This is a genomic window from Klebsiella sp. MISC125 (assembly GCF_051131775.1).
In the GTDB taxonomy this organism is placed as follows: domain Bacteria; phylum Pseudomonadota; class Gammaproteobacteria; order Enterobacterales; family Enterobacteriaceae; genus Klebsiella.
The window spans coordinates 174481-196930 of record NZ_CP180448.1 but is presented as its reverse complement, the minus strand read 5'-3'; the positions used below and the strand labels follow the sequence as shown (position 1 = coordinate 196930).

Genomic DNA, 22450 nt, shown 5'->3' with positions numbered 1-22450 from the left:
TTAAACTGACTGTATAAACGAATAGGCAAGAAAGCGATTTAGAAAAAGTGCGGAGTGGGTTAAGAATCAGAAAAGTGCAGGGTAACTCTCAAAAAAGCGCCCGCAGGCGCTTTTTTTATATACAACTCGAGTGGAATTAATCCCAGCTAAGAATCACTTTACCGGACTGGCCGGAGCGCATGGCGTCGAAGCCCTGCTGGAAGTCATCAATGCCAAAGCGATGTGTGATGATCGGCGAGAGATCCAATCCAGACTGAATAAGCGCGGCCATTTTGTACCAGGTTTCAAACATTTCCCGGCCGTAAATCCCTTTGATAAACAGCCCTTTGAAAATCACCTTGGTCCAGTCGATAGACATATCTGACGGCGGGATGCCAAGCATGGCAATACGCCCGCCGTGGTTCATGGTATCCAGCATGGTACGAAACGCCGGCGGTGCGCCGGACATCTCCAGGCCCACATCAAAACCTTCAGTCATGCCCAGCTCGGCCATCACATCGTTAAGGTTCTCTTTTGCCACGTTTACCGCGCGGGTGACGCCCATTTTGCGCGCCAGTTCCAGACGGTATTCGTTCACATCGGTGATCACCACGTTACGTGCACCGACGTGTTTCGCCACTGCCGCCGCCATCACGCCAATCGGGCCTGCGCCGGAGACCAGCACGTCTTCACCGACGAGGTCGAAAGAGAGCGCGGTATGAACGGCATTACCAAACGGGTCGAAAATCGACGCCAGATCGTCAGAGATATTGTCCGGGATCTTGAACGCGTTAAACGCCGGGATCACCAGATATTCAGCAAAGCAGCCCGGACGGTTTACGCCGACGCCCGTCGTGTTGCGGCACAAATGCGTGCGCCCGGCGCGGCAGTTACGGCAGTGGCCACAGGTAATATGCCCTTCGCCGGAAACGCGATCGCCAAGCTTAAAGCCGCGCACTTCCTGACCGATACCCACCACTTCGCCCACGTATTCATGACCCACAACCATCGGGACCGGAATGGTTTTTTGCGACCACTCATCCCAGTTGTAGATATGCACGTCGGTACCGCAAATTGCGGTCTTGCGGATTTTAATCAGCAAATCGTTGTGGCCGACTTCCGGTTCCGGTACGTCGGTCATCCAGATGCCTTCTTCCGCCTTCAGTTTGGATAACGCTTTCATCTCACACCCTTAGGCAATCACGCCCAGTTGTTTACCGATGCGGGTAAAGGCTTCCACCGCACGTTCAATTTGTTCAGGGGTATGCGCCGCAGACATCTGGGTGCGAATACGCGCCTGGCCTTTTGGTACCACCGGATAGAAGAATCCAGTGACGTAAATACCTTCTTTTTGCAACTCGCGCGCGAACGCCTGCGCCACGGAGGCTTCACCGAGCATCACCGGGATAATGGCGTGATCGGCGCCCGCCAGGGTAAAGCCTGCGGCGCTCATTTTTTCACGGAACAGACGCGCGTTGGACCACAGACGGTCGCGCAGCTCGCTGCCCGATTCCACCATCTCCAGCACTTTAATCGAAGCGGCAACAATCGCCGGAGCCAGCGAGTTAGAGAACAGATACGGGCGAGAACGCTGGCGCAGCCACTCAACAACCTCTTTACGCGCTGCGGTATAGCCGCCGGACGCGCCGCCCAGCGCTTTGCCTAAGGTACCAGTGATGATATCGACCCGGCCCATCACATCGCAGTACTCATGAGAGCCGCGACCGTTTTCACCGACAAAGCCAACGGCGTGAGAGTCATCGACCATGACCAGCGCATCGTATTTATCCGCCAGATCGCAAACGCCTTTCAGGTTGGCAATGACGCCATCCATTGAGAATACGCCGTCGGTGGCGATCAGCACATGACGAGCACCCGCTTCGCGTGCCTCTTTCAGGCGAGCTTCCAGCTCCTGCATGTCGTTATTGGCGTAGCGAAAGCGCTTCGCTTTGCACAGGCGCACGCCGTCGATGATTGACGCATGGTTCAGGGCATCGGAGATAATCGCGTCTTCTGCGCCGAGCAGGGTTTCAAACAGGCCGCCGTTAGCGTCAAAGCAGGAAGAGTACAGAATCGCGTCTTCCATACCGAGAAAATCCGCCAGCTTCTTCTCAAGCACTTTATGGCTGTCCTGAGTACCGCAGATAAAGCGCACGGAGGCCATACCAAAGCCGTGGCTGTCCATTCCACTTTTCGCGGCGGCAATCAGCTCCGGGTGGTTCGCGAGACCCAGATAGTTATTGGCGCAGAAGTTAATCACCTGGCTCCCGCCGACGGTGATATCCGCCTGCTGCGCCGAAGTGATAATCCGTTCTTCTTTAAACAACCCTTCCGCGCGCGCGGTATCCAGGTCATTGGTTAACTGTTTGTAGAAATCACCACGCATTGCAACTCTCCAGATTCGGCAAAATTTGGCACATATTACCTAAAGCTATACGCTGATACGAGATGATGCATTCCTGAATGAATTATTTGCAGCATAAATCACGAGACCCTCTACACCTTTTCGGCGAATGGCTGAAGCCTTTCCGATGTGGTGATATGATATGAGTATTCATGTCCGGATTGTCTCTGGGCACCCTACTTCAAAGGTTACAGTTATGATCATCGTTACCGGCGGCGCAGGCTTTATCGGCAGCAACATCGTTAAAGCACTGAATGACCAAGGCATTACCGATATTCTGGTTGTCGATAATCTGAAAGACGGCACCAAATTCATTAACCTGGTGGATTTGAACATTGCCGATTACATGGATAAAGAAGACTTCCTGATCCAGATTATGGCAGGCGAAGAGTTCGACGATATCGACGCAATCTTCCATGAAGGCGCCTGTTCTTCCACCACTGAGTGGGACGGCAAGTACATGATGGATAACAACTATCAGTACTCTAAAGAGCTGCTGCACTACTGCCTGGAGCGTGAAATCCCGTTCCTGTACGCCTCTTCCGCGGCGACCTACGGTGGCCGCACCAGCGACTTTATTGAGTCCCGCGAATATGAGCAGCCGCTCAACGTCTACGGCTATTCTAAGTTTCTGTTCGATGAATACGTGCGCCAGATCCTGCCGGAAGCGAACTCGCAAGTTGTCGGCTTCCGTTATTTCAACGTCTACGGGCCACGCGAAGGGCACAAAGGCAGCATGGCCAGCGTCGCGTTCCATCTCAATACTCAGTTGAATAATGGCGAAAGTCCGAAACTGTTCGAAGGCAGCGACGGCTTTAAGCGCGACTTCGTCTACGTCGGCGATGTCGCTGCGGTAAACCTGTGGTTCTGGGAAAACGGCGTCTCCGGCATCTTCAACCTGGGCACCGGCCGCGCGGAATCCTTCCAGGCGGTAGCGGACGCCACGCTGGCTTATCATCAGAAAGGCAGCATCGAATACATTCCGTTCCCGGATAAACTGAAAGGTCGCTACCAGGCGTTTACCCAGGCAGATCTGACTAACCTGCGCGCAGCGGGCTATGACAAACCGTTTAAGACCGTGGCCGAAGGCGTAACGGAATATATGGCCTGGCTCAACCGCGATAGTCATGCGAATTCATAAAATCATTCGAGCAGTATCAAGGCGGCAACTGAGTGAATCTTCAGGAACATAGGATAACTATGTGACTGAAGTGAACGAAGACAGACAACGCAGAGACAGCTTGAAGGATGAAATGAATGAAGATACTGGTGATCGGCCCGTCATGGGTGGGTGACATGATGATGTCGCAAAGTCTCTATCGTACGCTCAGGGCGCGCTATCCCCAGGCAATCATCGACGTGATGGCACCCGCGTGGTGTCGTCCGCTGCTGTCGCGTATGCCAGAAGTCAATGAAGCGATCCCGATGCCGCTCGGCCACGGCAAGCTGGAAATCGGCGAGCGCCGCAAGCTTGGGCACAGCCTGCGTGAGCGTCGTTACGATCGCGCTTACGTGCTACCGAATTCGTTTAAGTCGGCCCTGGTGCCGTTCTTCGCGGGTATCCCGCTTCGTACCGGCTGGCTTGGCGAGATGCGCTACGGTCTGCTGAACGATGCCCGCAAACTGGATAAAGAAGCCTGGCCGCTGATGGTTGAACGTTATGTCGGTCTGGCTTACGACAAAGGCGTGATGCGCTGCGCGAAAGACCTGCCGCAGCCGCTGCTGTGGCCGCAGTTGCAGGTGAATGAAGGTGAGAAATCGCAGACTTGTAACGCGTTCAACCTCTCCTCTGACCGCCCGATTATCGGTTTCTGCCCCGGCGCGGAATTTGGCCCGGCCAAACGCTGGCCACACTACCACTACGCTGAGCTGGCGAAACAGCTGATCGACGACGGTTATCAAATCGCCCTGTTCGGTTCTGCTAAAGATAACGAAGCGGGCAAAGAGATCATCGCCACGCTGAGCACAGAGCAGCAGGCATGGTGTCGCAACCTGGCCGGGGAGACCCAGCTTGAGCAGGCCGTCATTCTGATCGCCGCCTGTAAAGCGGTGGTCAGCAACGACTCCGGCCTGATGCACGTCGCCGCCGCGCTGGACCGTCCGCTGGTCGCGCTCTATGGCCCGAGCAGCCCGGATTTCACCCCGCCGTTGTCGCATAAAGCGCGCGTTATCCGCCTGATTAGCGGCTACCACAAAGTGCGCAAAGGCGATGCTGCCGAAGGTTATCACCAAAGCTTGATCGACATTACCCCACAGCGCGTACTGGAAGAACTAAACGCGCTGTTGACGGAAAAACTGGAAACAGAGGAAGCGTAGCGGATGCGGGTATTGATCGTAAAAACCTCGTCCATGGGCGACGTACTGCACACGCTGCCCGCGCTGACCGACGCCGCGCAGGCCTTTCCCGGTATTCGTTTCGACTGGGTCGTTGAGGAAGGCTTCGCGCAGGTCCCTTCATGGCATGAAAACGTCGATCGGGTGATCCCGGTGGCGATTCGTCGCTGGCGCAAAGCATGGTTTTCCGCGCCAATAAAAGCCGAGCGCAAGGCATTTCGCGAAGCAGTGCAGGCGGAAAAATACGACGCAATTATTGACGCTCAGGGGCTGCTGAAAAGCGCTGCGCTGGTAACCCGCCTGGCCCGTGGCGTTAAGCACGGCATGGACTGGAAGACCGCCCGCGAACCGCTGGCGAGCCTGTTCTATAACCGTCGCCACCATATCGCTAAACAGCAACACGCCGTTGAGCGCACCCGCGAGTTGTTCGCCAAAAGCCTCGGCTACGCAAAGCCAAAAACTCAGGGCGACTACGCCATCGCCTGCCATTTTTTGCGCCAGGATGACGTCTCTGCTGCACCGTATCTGGTGTTCCTGCACGCCACCACTCGCGATGATAAACACTGGCCGGAAGAGAACTGGCGGGCGCTGATCGCCCTGTTGGCCGACAGCGGACTGAGAGTGAAGCTGCCGTGGGGCGCACCGCATGAAGAAGCGCGGGCCAGACGCCTGGCGGAAGGACATGATTTTGTCGACGTATTGCCGCGCATGAGCCTGGAGCAGGTAGCCCAGGTGCTGGCAGGCGCGCGCGGGGTGGTTTCCGTCGACACCGGCCTGAGCCATTTAACCGCCGCGCTCGATAAACCAAATTTCACGCTATACGGCCCGACCGATCCGGGGCTGATTGGCGGCTACGGTAAAAATCAGTACGTCGTGCGCCCGGAAAACGGCAGCAGCACGGGGGATATTGCCGCCACCCGGGTTCTGCAATTGTTGAAATCTCAGGAACTGGCTTAATGGGTTCATTGTTTAAGCAGATCTATCGCTACACGCATCGACGAGCCTTTCGCCATAACGAAAATCTCTGGCCGTTTACCCACATCACCCGCGCGGCGAGCGGTGAAATTCGCACACTCGAATATAAGGGAAAAACGGTTCCGCTGGTTAACCTGAGCGAGCTAAAAGATAGCGCACAGGGTGAAGTGCTGCTGACGGCGACTGGTCCCTCGACCCGAAGCATCGATTTTTCTCTGCTGCCGAACCGCATTCCGGTGATGGGGGTAAATGGTGCCTGGCATCTTTCTAATAAGATTAAATTTTCTCTCTATACCATCGTGGATATGGAGTTTTACGACAAAAAACCGGACGTTATTCGTTCGGTGATTAGCCAACCCGATCTCATCCTCTTCACCACCATGCACGGTATTGCCAAAATCCTCGACCGCCATGGCTCAGAGCTTCGCTGTCGTTTGGCATTAATTGAAGACGCCTGTTATAAAATCTACCAGCCCAAAGTCGCCAAAAGCGCGATACAGCAAGCCTGGCGACATATCGATGCTCTGCGCTTTCACCCACAGCGGCAGGATATTTGCTTTAGCACCGATATCCGTCACGGGATTTTTGATGCCGGAACCGTGGTCTACTGGGCGCTACAAATCCTGATGTGGTTGGGATTCAAAACGATTCTGATCAGTGGGCTGGATATGAGTAATTTCAGCCAACCACGGTTCTACGAAACAGAGCAGGATAAACTCCCTTCCTGGCTGGAAAATAAGGTGGATGACCTCGTCATGCCGTCCTTTTCGCACGCTGCCAACGTGCTGCAACAAAACCATATCCGGGTTGTGAACTTCTCTTTGCAAAGCGCGGTTCCGGAAACGATTTTCGAAAAGGTTTCTTTTGATGAGTACTTTAAAAATCAGTAACTACGCCAGACAGGGTTACACTGTTTTATTTCCTTTGTTTCTGTTTTTTAGCGCTATTTTTTGCGTATCAACCCGAGCAAACAATCTTCTTCACTTATCTATTTTGCTGTTTTTGCTTTCACTACTGAATAAAGACAACCGTCGGGCAGTAGTGGAGAGCTTGCGTCAGCTATGGCCGGCTTATGCCCTGCTGGCGACGTTCTTTATCTACTATGCGCTGAGCAATGTTTGGGGCCAGACGCCGCAGCACATCGACTCCCCACTGACCCACGGCACCTATTTGATTTTCTATCTGCTGCTGCTGACAACGCTGCTTGGCAACCCACGTACCCGACACCTGGCGCTGCTGAGCGTGGTGGCCGGGATTACGGTGCTTTCTCTCTGGACGATGGTTATCGATTTTTCGCTCGTCCTCAAGGAACGCATCGTTTCGCCTGGCAACCCCGGTCCAACCAACGTTATCGACCTCGCGGGCTATTGCGGTATTGGCATTCTCATTTGCGGTATGCTGCTCAAAGAAAAAGGCAGCCATTTTCTGTATTTACCACTGATCATCATGCTGGTGATGATGGTGCTGACCCAAAGCCGGGGACCAATTATCGCGCTGGCGGTGGCTTTCGTTTGCACCCTGCATCTGCATGTCTTTACCCGCCGTAATGCGCTAATTATCGCCGCACTGGCGATCGTTTTGGGGCTACTTTTCGTCTTCACGCCGCTGGGAGACCTGCTGCTGGCACGCTTTGAAGAGCTGGGTACCCAAAGCGGATTACGCATCAGCATCTGGCATCATACCGTTGAAGAAGTTGCCAGCCAGCCATGGCTGGGCCGCGGCTTTGACTACGAGCTTGATTTCACCAACTACAGCGGCGAACACATCACCACTACCCACAGTGTCTATCTTGGCTCGTTGCTTAAGGGCGGCATTATTGGCCTGGGACTGCTGCTGGCGGTCATTGCAGGCGGATTGTGGCGGGCGTGGAGCAAACAGCGTGAAGATGGCCGCTACGGACTGGCGATTTTTATCTATGCGCTGATTTTTATGGCTTCGCAGGGAATGTTTATCATCAGCAACCCTCGGGAAACCTGGCCGCTGTTCTGGCTACCCTTAGGAATTGCGCTGAGCAGTCGCCTGAAGACGAAACACTAAATGCGGCACTCTGCGCTCTTCTGTCATTGCCCGGTGGCGGCTAGCGCCTTACCGGGCCTACGGGGAGTATATAACATGATGATATTGATGGTTTTGTAGGTCAGGTAAGGCGCTAGCCGCCACCTGACAGAAATGCGTGCACTGTATCTACAACAGGTTTGTCATCAGTATCCAGGGCCCTGACGCGGGCCCTTTTTATACCTGCTTGCGAGAGGCAATAAGGTTATCCGCCTGCGCTTTGATGACGGGCCAGACGGCATCAACCGTCATATCAGCAACATTTGTCTCTTCGCAGACAACCTGTTTAGCCTTGTCATAGCCCGGGGCCCAGATGGTATATCCCGGCAGGCCGGTGTCTTTTAGTTTGCGCTTGTTGTAAACCGCAACCATCGGCTTGTCGAACGCCCTGGCGATATGCACGACGGCGGTATCCGCCGTAATGACCAAGTCGCAGCAACGAATAACCTCTACCGCTGAATTAATATTGCTATCGGGCAAATACAGCGCCGAATCCAGTTTCAGCTGACGAATTTTTTCGCTGTGCCCCACCATCACCACGCTCACCTTGTAAGGCAGCGCATGCAGTCGCTCAATTAAAGCGGTGACCTGGTGACGACAAAAGTCTTTATCGGTTGAGGCGGTGAACGGGTTTATCGCGATACGCAGTTCGCTATCCTGCTCCTGAGCGAACAAGCATTTAACTTTTTCATGTTCACCAGCGTCACCGGGAAGATGATAATGGTAATGCTCACTGGCTACGCCAAATAACCGGGCCACTTCTTTATAGCGGGCAGAAATATGGCGGCTACTATCGAAAAAAGAGATCGAATGATCGTAAAGTTTATATTCTTCTTTATTAAAACCAATGACACAGTCGAGGCGTAAATCGGCGAGTAATTTAAAACGCTCATAGGTTTTAACATCATCAAAATCGACAACCGCGTCAAACCCTGACGCGCGCAATTCATTTAGCGACATGCGGGGTTGATATAAATAGACATGCTCCAGAAAATCTGCCCCCGCAAGCATGCGTTTACAGATTGGCCCCGTGAGCACGGAAACCTGATAGCCCTGGTCCGCCAGCAGCCTTGCACAGCCGGTTGTAACCACCATGTCACCGACCTTATCATCCAGGCGTAATAATAAAACGCGCTGAACCTGTGCAGGATTAAAGGGCTGGCGTGCGCTTTTATTTCTGTAACGATAGTTAATTAACTTAAACTTAATTTCGCGGAAGAACGCATTTTTCTTCCGCGTGAACTGCTTGACGATACGCATACGGTACCTGGTTATGATCTTTTATCGCTGTGTGTATTTCTGTTGGTAGTACTCCGCCAACGTCATTCCCTTCACCTGCGGTGCCAGCCAGCTGAAAAAAGCCTCCAGATCGGCGTATAAGCGCTCGATATCCTGCTCATTTTTAAACGTTGGGCTGCCGCCAGGCATGTACTCAGAAGAGTGGAGCATATATTCGACGTAGTCATTACCCTGAGTCAACGTCTGTTCCACGACTTTTTTCATCGTTTCGACGTTGCCGCCCATCGGACGCAGCCAGTGAACGGACGGTGAGCGCACCTTGCCTCGCAAGCGATCGTATCCCTGCTTCAGGCTATTCATCCAGGCAGAATGCTTGTACTGAATGCTCATCGGCACTTCCAGCAGCGGCGACTGGCCTTCACGGCGAATATCGTTCTCATCGAGGAAGTAGGCGTGCTGCGGGAAGTTGCGATAATCGGTGCCGCCGTCGCCCTGCGGCGCGCCTTTGGCCGTTTTCCAGTTCACCCGAGGGGTGACCGAGCAATCGACCAGATAGCCGTACTCCACCAGCAGACGCGCATAGCGCTCATCAAAAGCCCAGCGCCCGGCGCGATGGCTAACCATTTTGGTCTGGAAGGTGTCTTCCAGCAGACGAGTCATATAGTCGACTTTTTCTCGCATCGCCGCATCGCTGTACTCAATCAGATACGGTTTATGCCGCCAATCGTCATCGGTAAGCGGGTCGGTCGGTGGGCTGTTCCAGGCGTGCAGATGCATACCAATTTCCGCCGTTCCCCGGGCAATCACATCTTTGGCAAACTCGATATAAACGGGGTCAATGGCCATTTCATAGTTGGTCAAATAAACAGGTTTGAAGCCATACTTTTCGCAAAGCTGCTGAAAACGCGGTAAATAGCGCGCATTCTCGGTGGTGATGCTGTCATGTTTTTGCCAGAGGTTATCGCCCTCTGTATCAATCGTGATGAGAAATGCGGGTTTGTGCACGAAAACGTCCTCAGGCCATACGTATCGGGTCATGGTAGAGCAAGACAACGCTTCTCTCAATCTATCTGATCCCCTAGAATCGGAACCCTTATCCTGGATGAAGAACAGAGTATGACGCCTGAAACCCGCACTTCCAGCCGCGTAAACCCGGCGCGAATCCTGGTTATCAAGCTTCGCCATCATGGCGACATGTTATTGATAACCCCGCTTATTCACGCTCTAAAACAGCAATATCCCGCCGCGCACGTGGATGTTCTGCTTTATGAAGAGACCCGGGATATGCTCGCGGCGAACGCCGATATCAACCACATTTATGGTATTGATCGGCGTTGGAAAAAGCAGGGAACCGGCCACCAGCTGAAGATGGAGTGGCAGCTAATTCGCACCCTCCGCCAGCAGCGCTACGATATAGTGCTCAATCTTGCCGATCAGTGGCCCAGCGCGATCATCACTAAGCTAACCGGCGCGGCAACCCGCATCGGCTTTGATTTCCCGAAACGCCGTCATCCGGCCTGGCGTTTCTGCCATACCGCCCTCGCTTCAACCGAGCTGCATAATCAGCTGCATACGGTGCAGCAAAATCTGTCGATTCTGGCGCCGCTTGGGCTGAATGTTGATGATGCCCCAGCAAAAATGGGCTACAGCGAGCAGGACTGGGCCACCAGTCGCGCACTGCTACCGGAAGGGTTTCAGGACAACTATATTGTTATTCAGCCAACCTCCCGCTGGTTCTTTAAATGCTGGCGCGAAGAGCGAATGAGCGCCCTGATTAACACCCTCTCTGAGGCGGGCTATGCGGTGGTGTTGACCTCCGGCCCTGACGCCAAAGAGAAACAGATGGTCGAGACGATTATGGCAGGCAGCCCCGATGCCCGTCTGCACTCCCTCGCCGGGCAGTTGACCCTTCGTCAGCTGGCGTCAGTCATCGACCATGCCCGTCTGTTTATCGGCGTAGACTCGGTGCCGATGCATATGGCCGCCGCGCTGAACACGCCGCTGGTCGCGCTGTTCGGCCCCTCCAAGCTCACCTTCTGGCGTCCATGGCAGGCGCAAGGAGAGGTGATCTGGGCGGGGGATTTTGGCCCCATTCCCGATCCCGACGACATTGATACCAACACCGACGAACGCTATCTCGATTTAATCCCCACCGACGCGGTTATCGCGGCGGCGAAAAAGGTACTGGCATGAGTAAATTCAGGCTGGCTCTGGTACGCCAGAAGTATCGCCCGGACGGCGGCGCGGAGCGCTTTGTCTCCCGCGCGCTGGAAGCCCTCGACGACAGCGATCTTGAACTGAACGTCATCACCCGCGAGTGGCAGGGCCCGGTGAAGCCCGAGTGGAACATTCACATCTGCAACCCGCGCAAATGGGGACGCATCAGCCGCGAGCGCGGTTTTGCCGAAGCTGCGCGCCAGCTGTGGCAGCGCGAGTCCTTCGACCTGGTGCAAAGTCATGAGCGCATCCCCGGTTGCGACCTGTATCGCGCCGGAGACGGCGTACATCGCCGTTGGCTTCAGCAACGTTCGCGTATTCTGCCCGGCTGGAAAAGCCGTCTGCTGTTCACTGACCGCTACCATCGCTATGTGATGCAGGCCGAGCGCGAAATGTATCAGGACGCGCACCTGCGCGGCGTCATCTGCAATGCAGAGATGATTAAACAAGAGATTATTGAAGACTTCGGTCTGCCGGCGGAAAAAATCCACGTTATCTATAACGCCATCGATAACCAGCGTTTTCTACCGCCTACGGAAGAAGCCTTTGTTGCGCTACGCACCAAATGGGATTTGCCGTTGCAGGCGACCTGCCTGATCTACGTCGGTTCCGGCTTTGAGCGTAAAGGGCTGGATGCAGCGATTCGCGCCATCGCCCCGACCGATCGCTATCTGTTAGTGGTTGGCAAAGATAAAGAGCAGAGTCGCTATCAGCAGTTGGCGAAAACGCTGAACTGTGAAGATCGGGTTCGTTTCTTCGGCATGCAGTCAGAAACCCTGCCGTTCTATCAAATGGCCGACGGCCTGCTGCTACCAACGCTGTACGATCCATTCCCTAACGTTATCCTTGAAGCGATGGCCTGCGGCCTGCCGGTCATTACCACCACCGGCTGCGGCGGCGCGGAGTTTATCGTTCAGGGCAGCAACGGCTACGTTTGCGACGCGCTGGATATCCCAGCCCTGCAGGAGTCCGTTATCGCGCTGCCCGCCCGCGCCTTAGGTTCTACGCAAGGCGAACGTGCCCGCGAGCGCATTATGACCTGCACCAGCGAACGGTTATCGGCGCAGCTGCTCTCCCTCTATCAGGATCTGGTGAAATAACGATGCGCATACTGTTTGTTATCGACGGCCTGCCCGGCGGCGGCGCGGAAAAAGTGGTGCTGACGCTGGCGGAACAGTTTCTTAAAGAGGGAGAGCAGGTGTCGCTTTTTTCCCTGCGCGACGTCTGCGATTACCCGCTGCCGGAAGGGCTGAACTATCAGGTGATCGCCGACCGCTGCCGCAAACCGTGGCGCAAACTGACCGAGCTATCCCGGCGCGCGCGCCAGCTTGATGCGGCTATCGATAAAGCAGAACAGCAGGGCCATTTCGATCTGGTGCTCTCAAATCTGCATAAGACTGATCGCATTGTCTCCCGCAGCCGCCTGCTGAGCGGGCGTAACGTCTGGTTCTGCCTGCACGGCGTGTTCTCCACTTCCTATCTCGGCCATCGCACCGGTTTTGACCGCTGGATGAAACAGCAGAAGATCAAACGCGTTTACCAGGGGCGCAACGTCGTCACCGTTTCCGATGCGGTCGGCAAGGATCTGGTTGAACAGTTCGCCATTCGTCCAGCCCAGCTGAAAACGATTTATAATCCGTTTGATATCGCCGCCCTGCTCACCGCAGCTGAAGAACCCAGCGAACGGCCCGACGGCGACTATATTATTCACGTAGGTCGCTTCCACCCGGGTAAACGCCACGACCGCCTGATTGAAGCCTATGCGCAAAGCGGCATCGACGCGCCGCTGGTGCTGCTGGGGCAGGGAAAACCGGAGCAAGAACAGCACCTGCGCCAGCTGGCACAGCAGCTACAGGTTGACGATCGCGTCCTGTTTAAAGGCTTCCAGAAAAACCCGCTGCCGTGGATTAAAGGCGCACGGATGCTGGTCCTGAGCTCAGATAGCGAAGGTTTTGGCAACGTGGTGGTAGAAGCGCTGCTGCTCAACACGCCGGTTGCCAGCACCCGCTGTCCGGGCGGTGTCACCGAGATTTTAACCGGCGAACTGGCTCGTGGTCTGGCGGATTTGAACAGCCCGGCGCTAGCCCAGACGATGCAAAGCATTTACCATAGCCCGCCTGCCATCGACGCCCTAATGCTGGAAAAATTCAGCGTGGCGACAATTTGTCAGCAGTATCGTCAGCTGCGTAGCGCCTGACGCCGTTATTCAACCAGGATCGAATGATTTATGAGTCAAACGCCTTTACTGAGCATCGTGGCCGCCGTCTATAACGGCGAAAAATTCCTTGCGCAATTCTTTGAGTGCCTTGAGCAACAGCAGTTGGAAAGCTATGAACTGATCCTGGTGAACGACGGGTCGACGGACGCCAGCCTGGCGGTTATCGACCAGTGGAAGGACCGTCTGCAAAATGTGATCGTGCTGGAACAGGAAAATCAGGGCGTTTCGGTGGCGCGTAACACCGGCCTCGCCGTCGCCACCGGTAAGTACCTGACCTTCCCGGATATCGACGATAAGATTTACCCAGGCATGTACAGCACGCTTCTGGAGATGGCGGAAAAGGGCAACCTTGACGTCGCCACCTGCAACGGTCGCTACGTCTACGAGACGAAAAAAGATATCCACCCTATATTCCCGCTGGATAAATTGCAGTCTACCGGCGTACTGCCCGGTCACGTGTGGTTAAAGCAGGCGCTGGATTCGCGTAAATTCCTGCATGTCACCTGGCTGAATATCTACCGTCGCGAATTTATCGCGAGCCATAACTTCCACTTTGAGCCGGGCCTGCGCCATCAGGATATCCCCTGGACCACGGAAGTGTTGCTGACAGCAGAACGCGTGCAGTACACCAGCGAGCAGTTCTACGACTACTATATTCACTCGGAATCGGTATCGCACAAGCCGGACAACGACGATACGCTGATGCGCTCAGCTCGCCACTACATGAAGATTCTGGAGATGCTGGACGCCATCAATCAGCGTTATCCGGACAAGGTTCGCGATATTTCCGCCTGCCGCTGGCAAATCGCCAAAGAGGGGCTGGGAATTATTCATACTTTCGATAGCATGAAAGATGAATCAAAAAAGCATATTATAATTAAAGAATTCTTCGACCGCGGGATCTGGAGTCTTATCTGGAAAAACGCCCGCACGTTCCGTCTACGCTGGCGTCTTGGACGCCGCTATCTGCGCATCAAGCGCTATCGCGATGTGGCTTAATATTGAATCCCATAGATTCCGCCAAAGAGATAGCTTTACGCGGGTTAAATGCTTAGAATTTGCCCGCAAAAACATGAAAACGGATAAATCGCTTGGAATTGCTTTATACCGCCCTGCTTTACCTTATTCAGCCACTGGTTTGGCTACGACTTCTCTTACGTAGCCGTAAGGCCCCTGCCTACCGCAAACGCTGGGCTGAACGTTATGGCTACTGTCAGAACAAGGTAGAACCGGACGGCATTCTGCTGCATTCCGTTTCCGTCGGCGAAACCCTGGCGGCGATCCCGCTGGTACGCGCGTTACGTCATCGTTATCCCTATCTGCCGATCACCGTTACTACCATGACGCCAACAGGCTCCGAGCGGGCGATGTCCGCCTTCGGTAAAGACGTTCATCACGTCTACCTGCCTTACGATCTGCCCGGTGCCATGAACCGCTTCTTCAACACCGTCCAGCCCAAGCTGGTTATTGTGATGGAGACCGAGCTGTGGCCGAATATGGTCGCGACCCTGCATAAGCGTAAAATTCCGCTGGTCATTGCCAACGCCCGCCTGTCCGAGCGCTCGGCGAAGGGCTACGCCAAGCTGGGCAAATTTATGCGTCGGCTGCTGAGCCGTATCACGCTTATCGCCGCGCAAAATGAAGAAGACGCGAACCGTTTTATCGCCCTGGGCCTGAAGCGCAATCAGTTGGCGGTTACCGGTAGCCTGAAGTTTGATATCTCGGTTACGCCTGAACTGGCTGCTCGCGCCATCACCCTGCGCCGCCAGTGGGCACCGCATCGTCAGGTCTGGATTGCCACCAGCACCCACGACGGCGAAGAACAAATTGTTCTCCAGGCGCATAAAAAGCTGCTGGAGACGTTCCCCAATCTGCTGCTGATCCTCGTCCCTCGCCATCCGGAACGTTTTAGCGATGCCCGCGAAATGGTGCAGAAAGCAGGAATGAGCTACACCCTGCGCAGCACTGGCGAAATCCCATCGAACAGTACCCAGGTGGTGATTGGCGATACGATGGGCGAGCTAATGCTGCTGTACGGAATCGCCGACCTTGCGTTCGTTGGCGGCAGCCTGGTGGAGCGCGGCGGTCATAATCCGCTGGAGCCCGCCGCCCATGCGATTCCCGTGTTGATGGGCCCGCACACCTTCAACTTCAAAGATATCTGCGCCAAGCTGCAGCAGGACGACGGTCTGATTACCGTGACCGATGCCAGCTCGCTGGTGACCCAGGTGTCTAACCTGCTGACCGACGAAGATTATCGTCTGTGGTACGGTCGCCACGCGGTGGAAGTGCTGCATCAAAATCAGGGCGCACTCTCCCGTCTGCTACAGTTACTGCAACCTTATCTGCCGCAGCGGAGCCACTAATGTCGCCTCGACTCTCGGTCGTAATGATCGCCAAAAATGCGGCGGATCTGCTGCCTGATTGTCTGGCATCAGTAAGCTGGGCCGATGAGGTAATCTTGCTGGATTCTGGCAGCAGTGATAACACCGTCGAATTAGCCCGCAGCCTCGGTGCTCAGGTTCATATCAATCGCGACTGGCAGGGTTATGGCATTCAGCGCCAGCGCGCCCAGGGCTACGCCACCGGCGACTACGTGCTGATGATCGATACCGACGAGCGCGTCACCCCAGAGCTTGAGCAATCCATCCGCAGCGTGCTGGCAGCGCCAAAAAGCGGTGCTATCTATAGCATCGCCCGGCGAAACTATTTTCTCGGTCGCTTTATGCGCCATAGCGGCTGGTATCCGGACCGCGTAATGCGCCTGTACCAACGCGACCATTACCGCTATAACGATAATCTGGTGCATGAGTCTGTCGACAGCAAAGGCGCACAGGTTATCGAACTCTCGGGCGACCTGTTGCATCTGACCTGCCGTGACTTTTCCGGCTTTCAGCAAAAGCAGCTGGCCTATGCCGCCGCCTGGGCCCAGGAGCGCCACCAGAAGGGTAAGAAGACCTCGCTAACCGGTATCTTCGGCCATACGCTGGGTGCCTTCGTGAAAACACTGCTGCTACGCGGCGGCGTTCTGGATGGAAAACAAGGTTGGCTACTGGCTGTGGTCAACGCGCAATATACGTTTAATAAATACACCGAGCTGTGGGCGCTAAGCCGCGGCTACTCGGAGAAAGTGTAATTATGAGCACAAAAGCGATCTATCCGGGCACCTTCGACCCTATCACTAACGGCCATATCGATATCATCACCCGTGCGGCCAGCATGTTTGATAAAGTCTTGCTGGCTATCGCCGCCAGCCCGAGCAAAAAGCCGATGTTTACCCTCGATGAGCGCATCGCGCTGGCAGAGCAGGCAACCGCACATCTGGTCAACGTTGAAGTGATTGGCTTTAGCGATTTAATGGCCAATTTCGCTCGCGCGCAGCAGGCGAATATTTTAATTCGCGGCCTGCGAGCGGTGGCGGATTTTGAATATGAGATGCAGCTGGCGCACATGAACCGCCACCTGATGCCGACGCTGGAGAGCGTGTTTCTGATGCCGTGCAAAGAGTGGTCGTTTATCTCCTCTTCGCTGGTGAAAGAGGTAGCGCGCCACCAGGGCGATGTCTCTCACTTCCTGCCTGCTAACGTGCATCAGGCGCTGCTGAAGAAGCTGTAGGGCGTTCTTCCCGGAGGCGGCGCTTGACGCGCCTGTCCGGGCTACCAGTCCGCAGACGGCTGGAAACCTGTAGCCCGGCTAAGCGCAGCGCGAGCCGGGATCAACGCAACCACCGCACTTTACTTCTGGCACTGGCGGCAATAAAACGTCGCCCGCTGCGCATGTTTGCTGCCGATAATTGGCGTTCTGCAAATACGACAGGGTTCACCCTTACGACCATAAACCTGTAATTCCTGGGCAAAATAGCCCGGCTTACCGTCGCTTTGCAGGAAATCTTTTAGCGTCGTCCCGCCCTGCTCGATGGAGCGCAACAGCACCAGCTTTATCACCTTTACCAATTGCTCGCACTCTTCGCGTGAAAGCGATGAAGCGAGCCTGTCGGGGTGGATCCCCGCCGAGAACAGCGATTCGCTGGCATAGATATTACCGACCCCGACCACCAGCTTGTTATCCATCAGCCAGGGCTTAATCGCAGTTTTCTTCTTCGCACACCTCTGCTGGAGATAGTCAGCATTGAAATCATCGCTTAGCGGCTCCGGCCCAAGATGCGCTAACACCGGATGACCCTCCAGCTCTTTGGCCCACAGCCAGGCGCCAAAGCGTCGCGGATCGGTATAGCGCAGAACCTTACCGTTGCTCATGATCAGATCAACGTGATCGTGTTTCTCTGCGGGGAGTTCTTCGCTCAGAATGCGCAAGCTTCCCGACATGCCCAGGTGGATGATAATCCAGCCGTCTGGCAGCTCCAGCAACAGATATTTGGCACGGCGGCGTACGCTGAGAACCGGAACGTCGCTCAGACGATAGATCTCTTCGGATACCGGCCAGCGCAGGCGTCCGTTGCGCACCACGGCGTGCAGGATGGTCGCCCCAACCAGATGCGGCTCAATACCGCGGCGGCTGGTTTCTACTTCAGGTAATTCAGGCATATTTTTCTCATATGAAAACAGCAGGCGCTCCTATTTTACCTCGTTCAGAAGGCAACGACGCGGTTAGTGCTGAAAATTCACACCAACGGTTATCTGTCTGCCGTCGGGCTGTGGTTTAAACTTCCAGCGCCAGAGCATATCCACCGCCTGCGCATCATACTCTTCCACTTCGCTGCTTTTGCTTACCAGCACCAGCGTCGGAGCGCCGCTTTTATCAATATCAACGGTAAGCTCGGCCCGTTTATCACCCTGCGCCTGCGGCGTCTTCCATTTAACGTTGAAGAAAGGCGCGTTTAACACCTCATTCTGGTCGATATCAACCGTCATACTCACCGGTGGGTCAAAGGGAACGACCTTTTCATGACGGTCCAGTATTTTGCTCGCAGGCAAAATTTTTCCGGCTTTTGCGGTATCTTCACCTTTCGCTCTTTCCCCGAGGATATCGGCATAATCTGCGTATACTTTTGCCGAAAGAATCGCATTACGCTCGCCCATGCCAACCCGCATCAGCAGCTTGGTTTTGATATTCGCTATTTTCTGCTCAGTATCCTCAGCAAGCGGTTGTAGCAACATGGAGTAGATCATCGCGCCGATATACAGTTCAGGATCGCGCTCAGCCCACAGGCTGCCCCAGGCCATCCACACCTGCGGATCCTCCGGGGCGAGCGCCAACAGCTGCGCCCACGTTGCCCGGTTCTCTTCAAAGGAAGCAAAGCTCTTTCTCAGCGCCAGATCCTTCAATAACGGCGCATAGTACGGATGCGTATCGACCAGCTTTTCCATCGCTTCCGTCATTTCAGTAAAGCCTTCCATTCTGCCTTTGGGACTTTTATCCCGCTTTTTGAAGTAGACGAGCTGTAGATTTCGCGCCTCTTCCGCGCTGAGTTTCTTCTGCGGAAACAGCGCTTTCATCCGGGTGAATTGAGCGGTCATCTCTTGCGCGGCAGTTTCCATCCCGGCTTTATTATGCCGGGCCGCCAGCCGGGCGATACGCGTCGCTCGTGATTCCATCTCCCGATAGTGCTCCTCAGGAGGCAGACGATCGCTGATAAAGTTCACCGGTATCAGCAAGCGCTCTCCATGCCGGTTAGAAGCAAAACGCCACTGCTGCACGTAGTAGAGCGCCGCTTTGTCAAACTCGGGAACGCCGCTACTGCACTCGACCACCGCGTTTAATAGATCGCCGCCTACCCCAGTATCCACCGAAAGCACCGTTGTCGCCGACTTGATAAATTTATTTATCGTCGGATAGAACATTGGAGACACCGACTCTTTCGCAATCCCATATCTTTCGGCCTCAATGCTTACGTGCCCAGGAAAGCGCTCGTTAATCGGGCTGGCGCTACGCACGGAGCCTTGTTTAAACACGATTGAACGCGCCAGGGGTAGGACCTTTTCGGCTTCCCCATTTTCATTCACTGCCAGCGATGAATCACAGGAGCGCGTCTGCATTCTGGCCCGCAGAATTTGCAGGATTTGCCGATCTTCAGGCGGCATTTGAGCAATATATGCCTCTAACCGCTGCTGTAGGGCTGGCTGGCGTGGGCTATCCTTCAGGCCCTCCGCCATCAATAATCCGCTAGTAATGCTTTGCGTGAGCGGCTGAAACTGCGAATTTCGCACCCGCTCATCATCACGAGACTGGATCAGCGCTAATGCCCAGCCCAGCCAGGCGTCAGGGTTTTCCGGCGCAATGGCGATTGCCTGGCGAAATGCTCTTTCCGCCTGCGCTTTATTCTCATCCGTTGTCAGCGTCAGGATGGCCTTTGCCAGCGTCAGATCGCTCCGGTCTGGCATCCAACTCAGGTAATCATCCATCTTCGTGAGGGCTTTTACTTCTTGCTCGCGATAGCCTAATGCCTGCTGCCAGAGCGCATCAGCGGCGGCGGCGTCTTGTTCATTCCAGCCCAGCGGCAGCTCCGCCAGCGGTTTTTTCTGCGCGAGAAATTGCTCGATAATATTGTGCTGATTCAACGGCTCCCCGCGCAGGGTTATCTGAATAAAACGGGCATGACGGTCATAGAGAAAATCCTGCCAGGCGGGTGACGCCAGCTGGTTCATACTCTGCCAGCGCCGCTGATTTTGCTCGCCGATAGGTACATTGAATAACGTGATACCGATAACAAAAACAATCTGCGCCACGGCGGCTGCCAGATAGCCTTTATTACGCCGGGTGACTGCGACCCACATCAGGGCGGAAAAGTAGAGAGCGCCCCCCAGCCACAGGCCGTAGAGCAATAAACGCTGGGGAGCATTCAGCGCCGCCGGTAAAAGCGAAAGCTTATCCACCAACATAAAGGGGGCAGACCAGAGAAAGAGCACCATATTCGGCGCGACAAAAAGCGCAATCAAAGACAAGATGACCAGCAGGTGCTTTAACTTCGGCGTAATCATTTATGGCTTACTCCGAAGAATCGCCAGCAGCCCCATCACGGCTATCCAGACAAAAATCAGGATTAACGCCGCGTTATCATACCAGGCATGCCAGGGACCGCTCAGTTGGGTAAAATTACGCGCTAATATGGCCATCACCAGCGTGCTAATCACAGCCAGCGCGCCATGCCAAACAAATGCAGGAACTTTGCTGCGCATATTGCGCCATAGCAGCGTTAACGGCCCCGGCCCGGTTGGCTGACGAGGTACCGCAGCGGCCGGCGCAACGCGAGGCTGGCGCTTGATGGGCGCAGGACGCTGGCGAACAGTTTGCGTTTGCTTATGCTGCTTCGCCTGCTTTACGCCTTCTACAACCTGTTTTTCACGTGCGCAGACCAGGCACGGCATCCCAGCGAAATGCTGATGTTTCTTACTACAGAGAACAATTTTTTGCGTACTGCGTAGCGCATAAGGGCGCAATACCTGTGCCCATTCATCGGCGCAAGGGCGTCGGGCGGGTGAGCCGCTAAAAGCGCGATCGAACAGTTTACGCAACTCTGTAGGCAGCAGATGGTGGGTACTGGCCGGTACCGGAGAGATATGCTTTGCTGCATTGATACCGTAGGCGTAACAGTTGGCGGCGATGCGACCGGGTAAATCATCGGGCACCTTCGCGGTTTGCGAACGGCCGCTATAGGGATGAATACCATGGTTGAGCAGTTGAAAAATAATCACCGCCAGCGAGAAACGATCCTGCGCCTCTTCCCGCTCATCAGGTACCTGCCCGATGCGCTGGAACTCCGGCGCCAGGTAATCCGGCGTGAACTGCCCGGCAGGGAAACGCTCGCCCTCGCCCTGAATGCTAAAACCATCGCAGTCCAGCAGCGCGATATACAAGCTGTCGCGATAGAAGCGCAGGTTAACCGGCTTCATGTCGATAACCCGGTGCTGTCGCGCATGCAGCGCTGAGACCAGGGTCGCGAGGTTGCAGGCCAGACTTACTTTTGCGCCGATCCCCTCCGGCAGATTCTGCGCCTTCGCTTGCCGCGACTGCAAAATATACTCCAGCTCAATAGTACGCTGGGTATCAAGGACCGGCATAACAAAGCCAATAACGCGCTTGCGCTCGTCGAAGAGCAAATAGTCGGGCCACGCCAACTGGACAATCGTCTCACCGTCGGCAGGTGCGGGGATCTCCGGGCGCTGCGCAAGCATGGCGCGGAGCTTGCGCTGGTAATAGCTGGCATCAGTATTGGGATGGTAAATTTTCGCAACCCGGGAAGGGTCGTCGGCCAGGAAGTAGACGCTGCCGGCACCACCGCTCTTGATGAGTTTCCCCAAACGTACCGCGCGGCGCTGCTCGTTATAACAACCAGGAATTTTTTTATGCTTCATTACGCAGAGCTACCAGAAGCGTCTTGTCATCACCGGTTATCACCCAGGTGCGCGGGTCATCAAGCGTGGCGCGTATCGCTTCGCTCCCCTTCTCCTCTGAAACCTGCTGCAAATAGCTTACGACAGGGTCCATAAAGGGGGAAAACAGCGCATCACAGCGACGGTTTAGCGCAAACGGCTGCACACCATCGGACATCATCACCAGCTGCATGGCTCTGCCAGCAAACTGATTGATGCGTAAATGTTCACGCCAGTCAGCGCTGGTGAGGAACCAGGTTTGGTTGGCGTATTCACCGTTTTCAGGTAAAGAGAAGTGCTGCTCATCGTTGATAGTGAGCGCCGCAACGCCATCACCGATATGCAGGACCAGCGACTGCGTTTCGCCCAACCATGCTGCCAGAACGGTACAGGCAAAATCACCCGCGACAAGCTGTTGCTCTTTGGCTTGTAGCAGTACAGCCTCTCGGACATCCGCTATCAGCGCCACGACTTGCTCTTCATCAGGCACAACGGTCAATAGCGCCAGGCGCTCACTCAGCGCCCGGGTAACCAAAGCCGCCCCCTGTTCGCTATAAGCAGCTGAGCCTGCGCCATCACAAACGACAGCAACAAGTCGATCGCCCAAATTGCGATAACAAAAGGCATCCTGACAAGGAAGGTTATTTTGTCGGTGGCTACTGCCGATAACCGACGAAGCATAAACGCGCCAGTTCATCG

The 22450-nt window shown here is 55.0% G+C and carries 20 protein-coding genes; 12 read left to right on the top strand and 8 right to left on the bottom strand.

The genetic code is table 11. The features are described 5' to 3' along the window. Window positions 1–136 precede the first annotated feature (136 nt). The gene (gene tdh / locus ACMYSL_RS00935; RefSeq protein WP_004855475.1) at window positions 137–1162 is read right to left on the bottom strand and encodes an L-threonine 3-dehydrogenase; all 1026 of its coding nucleotides are present in this window, start codon (window positions 1160–1162) and stop codon (window positions 137–139) included. 9 nt (window positions 1163–1171) lie between these two features. Further along, window positions 1172–2365 carry a glycine C-acetyltransferase gene (kbl, locus tag ACMYSL_RS00930; RefSeq protein WP_182235295.1) on the bottom strand — a complete coding sequence of 398 codons (1194 nt, stop codon included), beginning with the start codon at window positions 2363–2365 and terminating at the stop codon, window positions 1172–1174. Between the two features lie 214 nt (window positions 2366–2579). Here kbl and rfaD point away from each other — a divergent pair, with 214 nt between their 5' ends. From rfaD to ACMYSL_RS00905, 5 genes are all read left to right on the top strand, one after another. Further along, window positions 2580–3524, top strand: a complete 945-nt coding sequence (gene rfaD / locus ACMYSL_RS00925; RefSeq protein WP_434661142.1) for an ADP-glyceromanno-heptose 6-epimerase — start codon at window positions 2580–2582, stop codon at window positions 3522–3524. 116 nt (window positions 3525–3640) lie between these two features. After that, a complete protein-coding gene (gene rfaF, locus ACMYSL_RS00920; protein ID WP_304254167.1) occupies window positions 3641–4699 on the top strand; it encodes an ADP-heptose--LPS heptosyltransferase RfaF in 1059 nt (352 codons plus the stop codon). A gap of 3 nt (window positions 4700–4702) precedes the next feature. Then, complete coding sequence (gene rfaC, locus ACMYSL_RS00915; RefSeq protein ID WP_434661141.1) at window positions 4703–5674, top strand: lipopolysaccharide heptosyltransferase RfaC; 972 nt, start codon at window positions 4703–4705, stop codon at window positions 5672–5674. Further along, window positions 5674–6582, top strand: coding sequence for a sugar glycosyltransferase (locus ACMYSL_RS00910; RefSeq protein WP_434661140.1), 909 nt, complete (start codon window positions 5674–5676; stop codon window positions 6580–6582). Before rfaC ends, ACMYSL_RS00910 begins: the two co-directional genes overlap by 1 nt. After that, a complete protein-coding gene (locus ACMYSL_RS00905; protein WP_434661139.1) occupies window positions 6560–7729 on the top strand; it encodes an O-antigen ligase family protein in 1170 nt (389 codons plus the stop codon). The genes ACMYSL_RS00910 and ACMYSL_RS00905 overlap by 23 nt, the downstream gene beginning before the upstream one ends. A 195-nt stretch (window positions 7730–7924) precedes the next feature. On the opposite strand, the gene ACMYSL_RS00900 is transcribed toward ACMYSL_RS00905, so the two are convergent. Next, window positions 7925–9007: a glycosyltransferase family 9 protein gene (locus tag ACMYSL_RS00900; protein ID WP_434661138.1), complete on the bottom strand. Its 1083-nt coding sequence runs from the start codon at window positions 9005–9007 to the stop codon at window positions 7925–7927. Window positions 9008–9028: 21 nt separating this feature from the next. Continuing rightward, window positions 9029–9991 carry a polysaccharide deacetylase family protein gene (locus tag ACMYSL_RS00895; RefSeq protein ID WP_434661137.1) on the bottom strand — a complete coding sequence of 321 codons (963 nt, stop codon included), beginning with the start codon at window positions 9989–9991 and terminating at the stop codon, window positions 9029–9031. A 111-nt stretch (window positions 9992–10102) separates the two neighbouring features. Here ACMYSL_RS00895 and rfaQ point away from each other — a divergent pair, with 111 nt between their 5' ends. The 7 genes from rfaQ (at window position 10103) to coaD (ending at window position 17036) form a co-directional block, all read left to right on the top strand. After that, window positions 10103–11179, top strand: a complete 1077-nt coding sequence (gene rfaQ, locus ACMYSL_RS00890) for a putative lipopolysaccharide heptosyltransferase III (RefSeq protein WP_434661136.1) — start codon at window positions 10103–10105, stop codon at window positions 11177–11179. Then, window positions 11176–12303, top strand: a complete 1128-nt coding sequence (locus ACMYSL_RS00885; protein WP_434661135.1) for a glycosyltransferase family 4 protein — start codon at window positions 11176–11178, stop codon at window positions 12301–12303. The genes rfaQ and ACMYSL_RS00885 overlap by 4 nt, the downstream gene beginning before the upstream one ends. Before the next feature lie 2 nt (window positions 12304–12305). After that, a complete protein-coding gene (locus ACMYSL_RS00880; protein WP_434661134.1) occupies window positions 12306–13400 on the top strand; it encodes a glycosyltransferase in 1095 nt (364 codons plus the stop codon). A 30-nt stretch (window positions 13401–13430) separates the two neighbouring features. Beyond that, window positions 13431–14420: a glycosyltransferase gene (locus ACMYSL_RS00875; RefSeq protein WP_182235305.1), complete on the top strand. Its 990-nt coding sequence runs from the start codon at window positions 13431–13433 to the stop codon at window positions 14418–14420. A 92-nt stretch (window positions 14421–14512) separates the two neighbouring features. Then, window positions 14513–15787 (top strand): lipid IV(A) 3-deoxy-D-manno-octulosonic acid transferase, encoded by a 1275-nt coding sequence (gene waaA, locus ACMYSL_RS00870; RefSeq protein WP_304254183.1) that lies wholly within the window; start codon window positions 14513–14515, stop codon window positions 15785–15787. Beyond that, entirely contained in the window at window positions 15787–16557 is a 771-nt protein-coding gene (locus ACMYSL_RS00865; RefSeq protein ID WP_304254185.1) for a glycosyltransferase family 2 protein, read from the top strand. Before waaA ends, ACMYSL_RS00865 begins: the two co-directional genes overlap by 1 nt. A gap of 2 nt (window positions 16558–16559) precedes the next feature. After that, a complete protein-coding gene (coaD, locus tag ACMYSL_RS00860; protein WP_434661133.1) occupies window positions 16560–17036 on the top strand; it encodes a pantetheine-phosphate adenylyltransferase in 477 nt (158 codons plus the stop codon). A 119-nt stretch (window positions 17037–17155) separates the two neighbouring features. On the opposite strand, the gene mutM is transcribed toward coaD, so the two are convergent. From mutM to ACMYSL_RS00840, 4 genes are all read right to left on the bottom strand, one after another. Beyond that, window positions 17156–17965 (bottom strand): bifunctional DNA-formamidopyrimidine glycosylase/DNA-(apurinic or apyrimidinic site) lyase, encoded by an 810-nt coding sequence (mutM, locus tag ACMYSL_RS00855; RefSeq protein WP_434661132.1) that lies wholly within the window; start codon window positions 17963–17965, stop codon window positions 17156–17158. 63 nt (window positions 17966–18028) lie between these two features. Further along, on the bottom strand, window positions 18029–20359 hold the full coding sequence (locus tag ACMYSL_RS00850) for a TonB family protein (RefSeq protein ID WP_434661130.1): 2331 nt from the start codon (window positions 20357–20359) through the stop codon (window positions 18029–18031). Continuing rightward, on the bottom strand, window positions 20360–21733 hold the full coding sequence (locus tag ACMYSL_RS00845) for a DNA-binding protein (protein WP_434661129.1): 1374 nt from the start codon (window positions 21731–21733) through the stop codon (window positions 20360–20362). After that, window positions 21723–22448, bottom strand: coding sequence for a PP2C family serine/threonine-protein phosphatase (locus ACMYSL_RS00840; protein WP_434661127.1), 726 nt, complete (start codon window positions 22446–22448; stop codon window positions 21723–21725). Before ACMYSL_RS00840 ends, ACMYSL_RS00845 begins: the two co-directional genes overlap by 11 nt. Window positions 22449–22450 lie beyond the last annotated feature (2 nt).

Coding starts and splice junctions, on each gene's coding strand:
- tdh (WP_004855475.1), bottom strand. CDS start 1,162: ATGAAAGCGTTATCCAAACTGAAGGCGGAAGAAGGCATCTGGATGACC.
- kbl (WP_182235295.1), bottom strand. CDS start 2,365: ATGCGTGGTGATTTCTACAAACAGTTAACCAATGACCTGGATACCGCG.
- rfaD (WP_434661142.1), top strand. CDS start 2,580: ATGATCATCGTTACCGGCGGCGCAGGCTTTATCGGCAGCAACATCGTT.
- rfaF (WP_304254167.1), top strand. CDS start 3,641: ATGAAGATACTGGTGATCGGCCCGTCATGGGTGGGTGACATGATGATG.
- rfaC (WP_434661141.1), top strand. CDS start 4,703: ATGCGGGTATTGATCGTAAAAACCTCGTCCATGGGCGACGTACTGCAC.
- ACMYSL_RS00910 (WP_434661140.1), top strand. CDS start 5,674: ATGGGTTCATTGTTTAAGCAGATCTATCGCTACACGCATCGACGAGCC.
- ACMYSL_RS00905 (WP_434661139.1), top strand. CDS start 6,560: ATGAGTACTTTAAAAATCAGTAACTACGCCAGACAGGGTTACACTGTT.
- ACMYSL_RS00900 (WP_434661138.1), bottom strand. CDS start 9,007: ATGCGTATCGTCAAGCAGTTCACGCGGAAGAAAAATGCGTTCTTCCGC.
- rfaQ (WP_434661136.1), top strand. CDS start 10,103: ATGACGCCTGAAACCCGCACTTCCAGCCGCGTAAACCCGGCGCGAATC.
- ACMYSL_RS00885 (WP_434661135.1), top strand. CDS start 11,176: ATGAGTAAATTCAGGCTGGCTCTGGTACGCCAGAAGTATCGCCCGGAC.
- ACMYSL_RS00880 (WP_434661134.1), top strand. CDS start 12,306: ATGCGCATACTGTTTGTTATCGACGGCCTGCCCGGCGGCGGCGCGGAA.
- ACMYSL_RS00875 (WP_182235305.1), top strand. CDS start 13,431: ATGAGTCAAACGCCTTTACTGAGCATCGTGGCCGCCGTCTATAACGGC.
- ACMYSL_RS00865 (WP_304254185.1), top strand. CDS start 15,787: ATGTCGCCTCGACTCTCGGTCGTAATGATCGCCAAAAATGCGGCGGAT.
- coaD (WP_434661133.1), top strand. CDS start 16,560: ATGAGCACAAAAGCGATCTATCCGGGCACCTTCGACCCTATCACTAAC.
- mutM (WP_434661132.1), bottom strand. CDS start 17,965: ATGCCTGAATTACCTGAAGTAGAAACCAGCCGCCGCGGTATTGAGCCG.
- ACMYSL_RS00850 (WP_434661130.1), bottom strand. CDS start 20,359: ATGATTACGCCGAAGTTAAAGCACCTGCTGGTCATCTTGTCTTTGATT.
- ACMYSL_RS00845 (WP_434661129.1), bottom strand. CDS start 21,733: ATGAAGCATAAAAAAATTCCTGGTTGTTATAACGAGCAGCGCCGCGCG.
- ACMYSL_RS00840 (WP_434661127.1), bottom strand. CDS start 22,448: ATGAACTGGCGCGTTTATGCTTCGTCGGTTATCGGCAGTAGCCACCGA.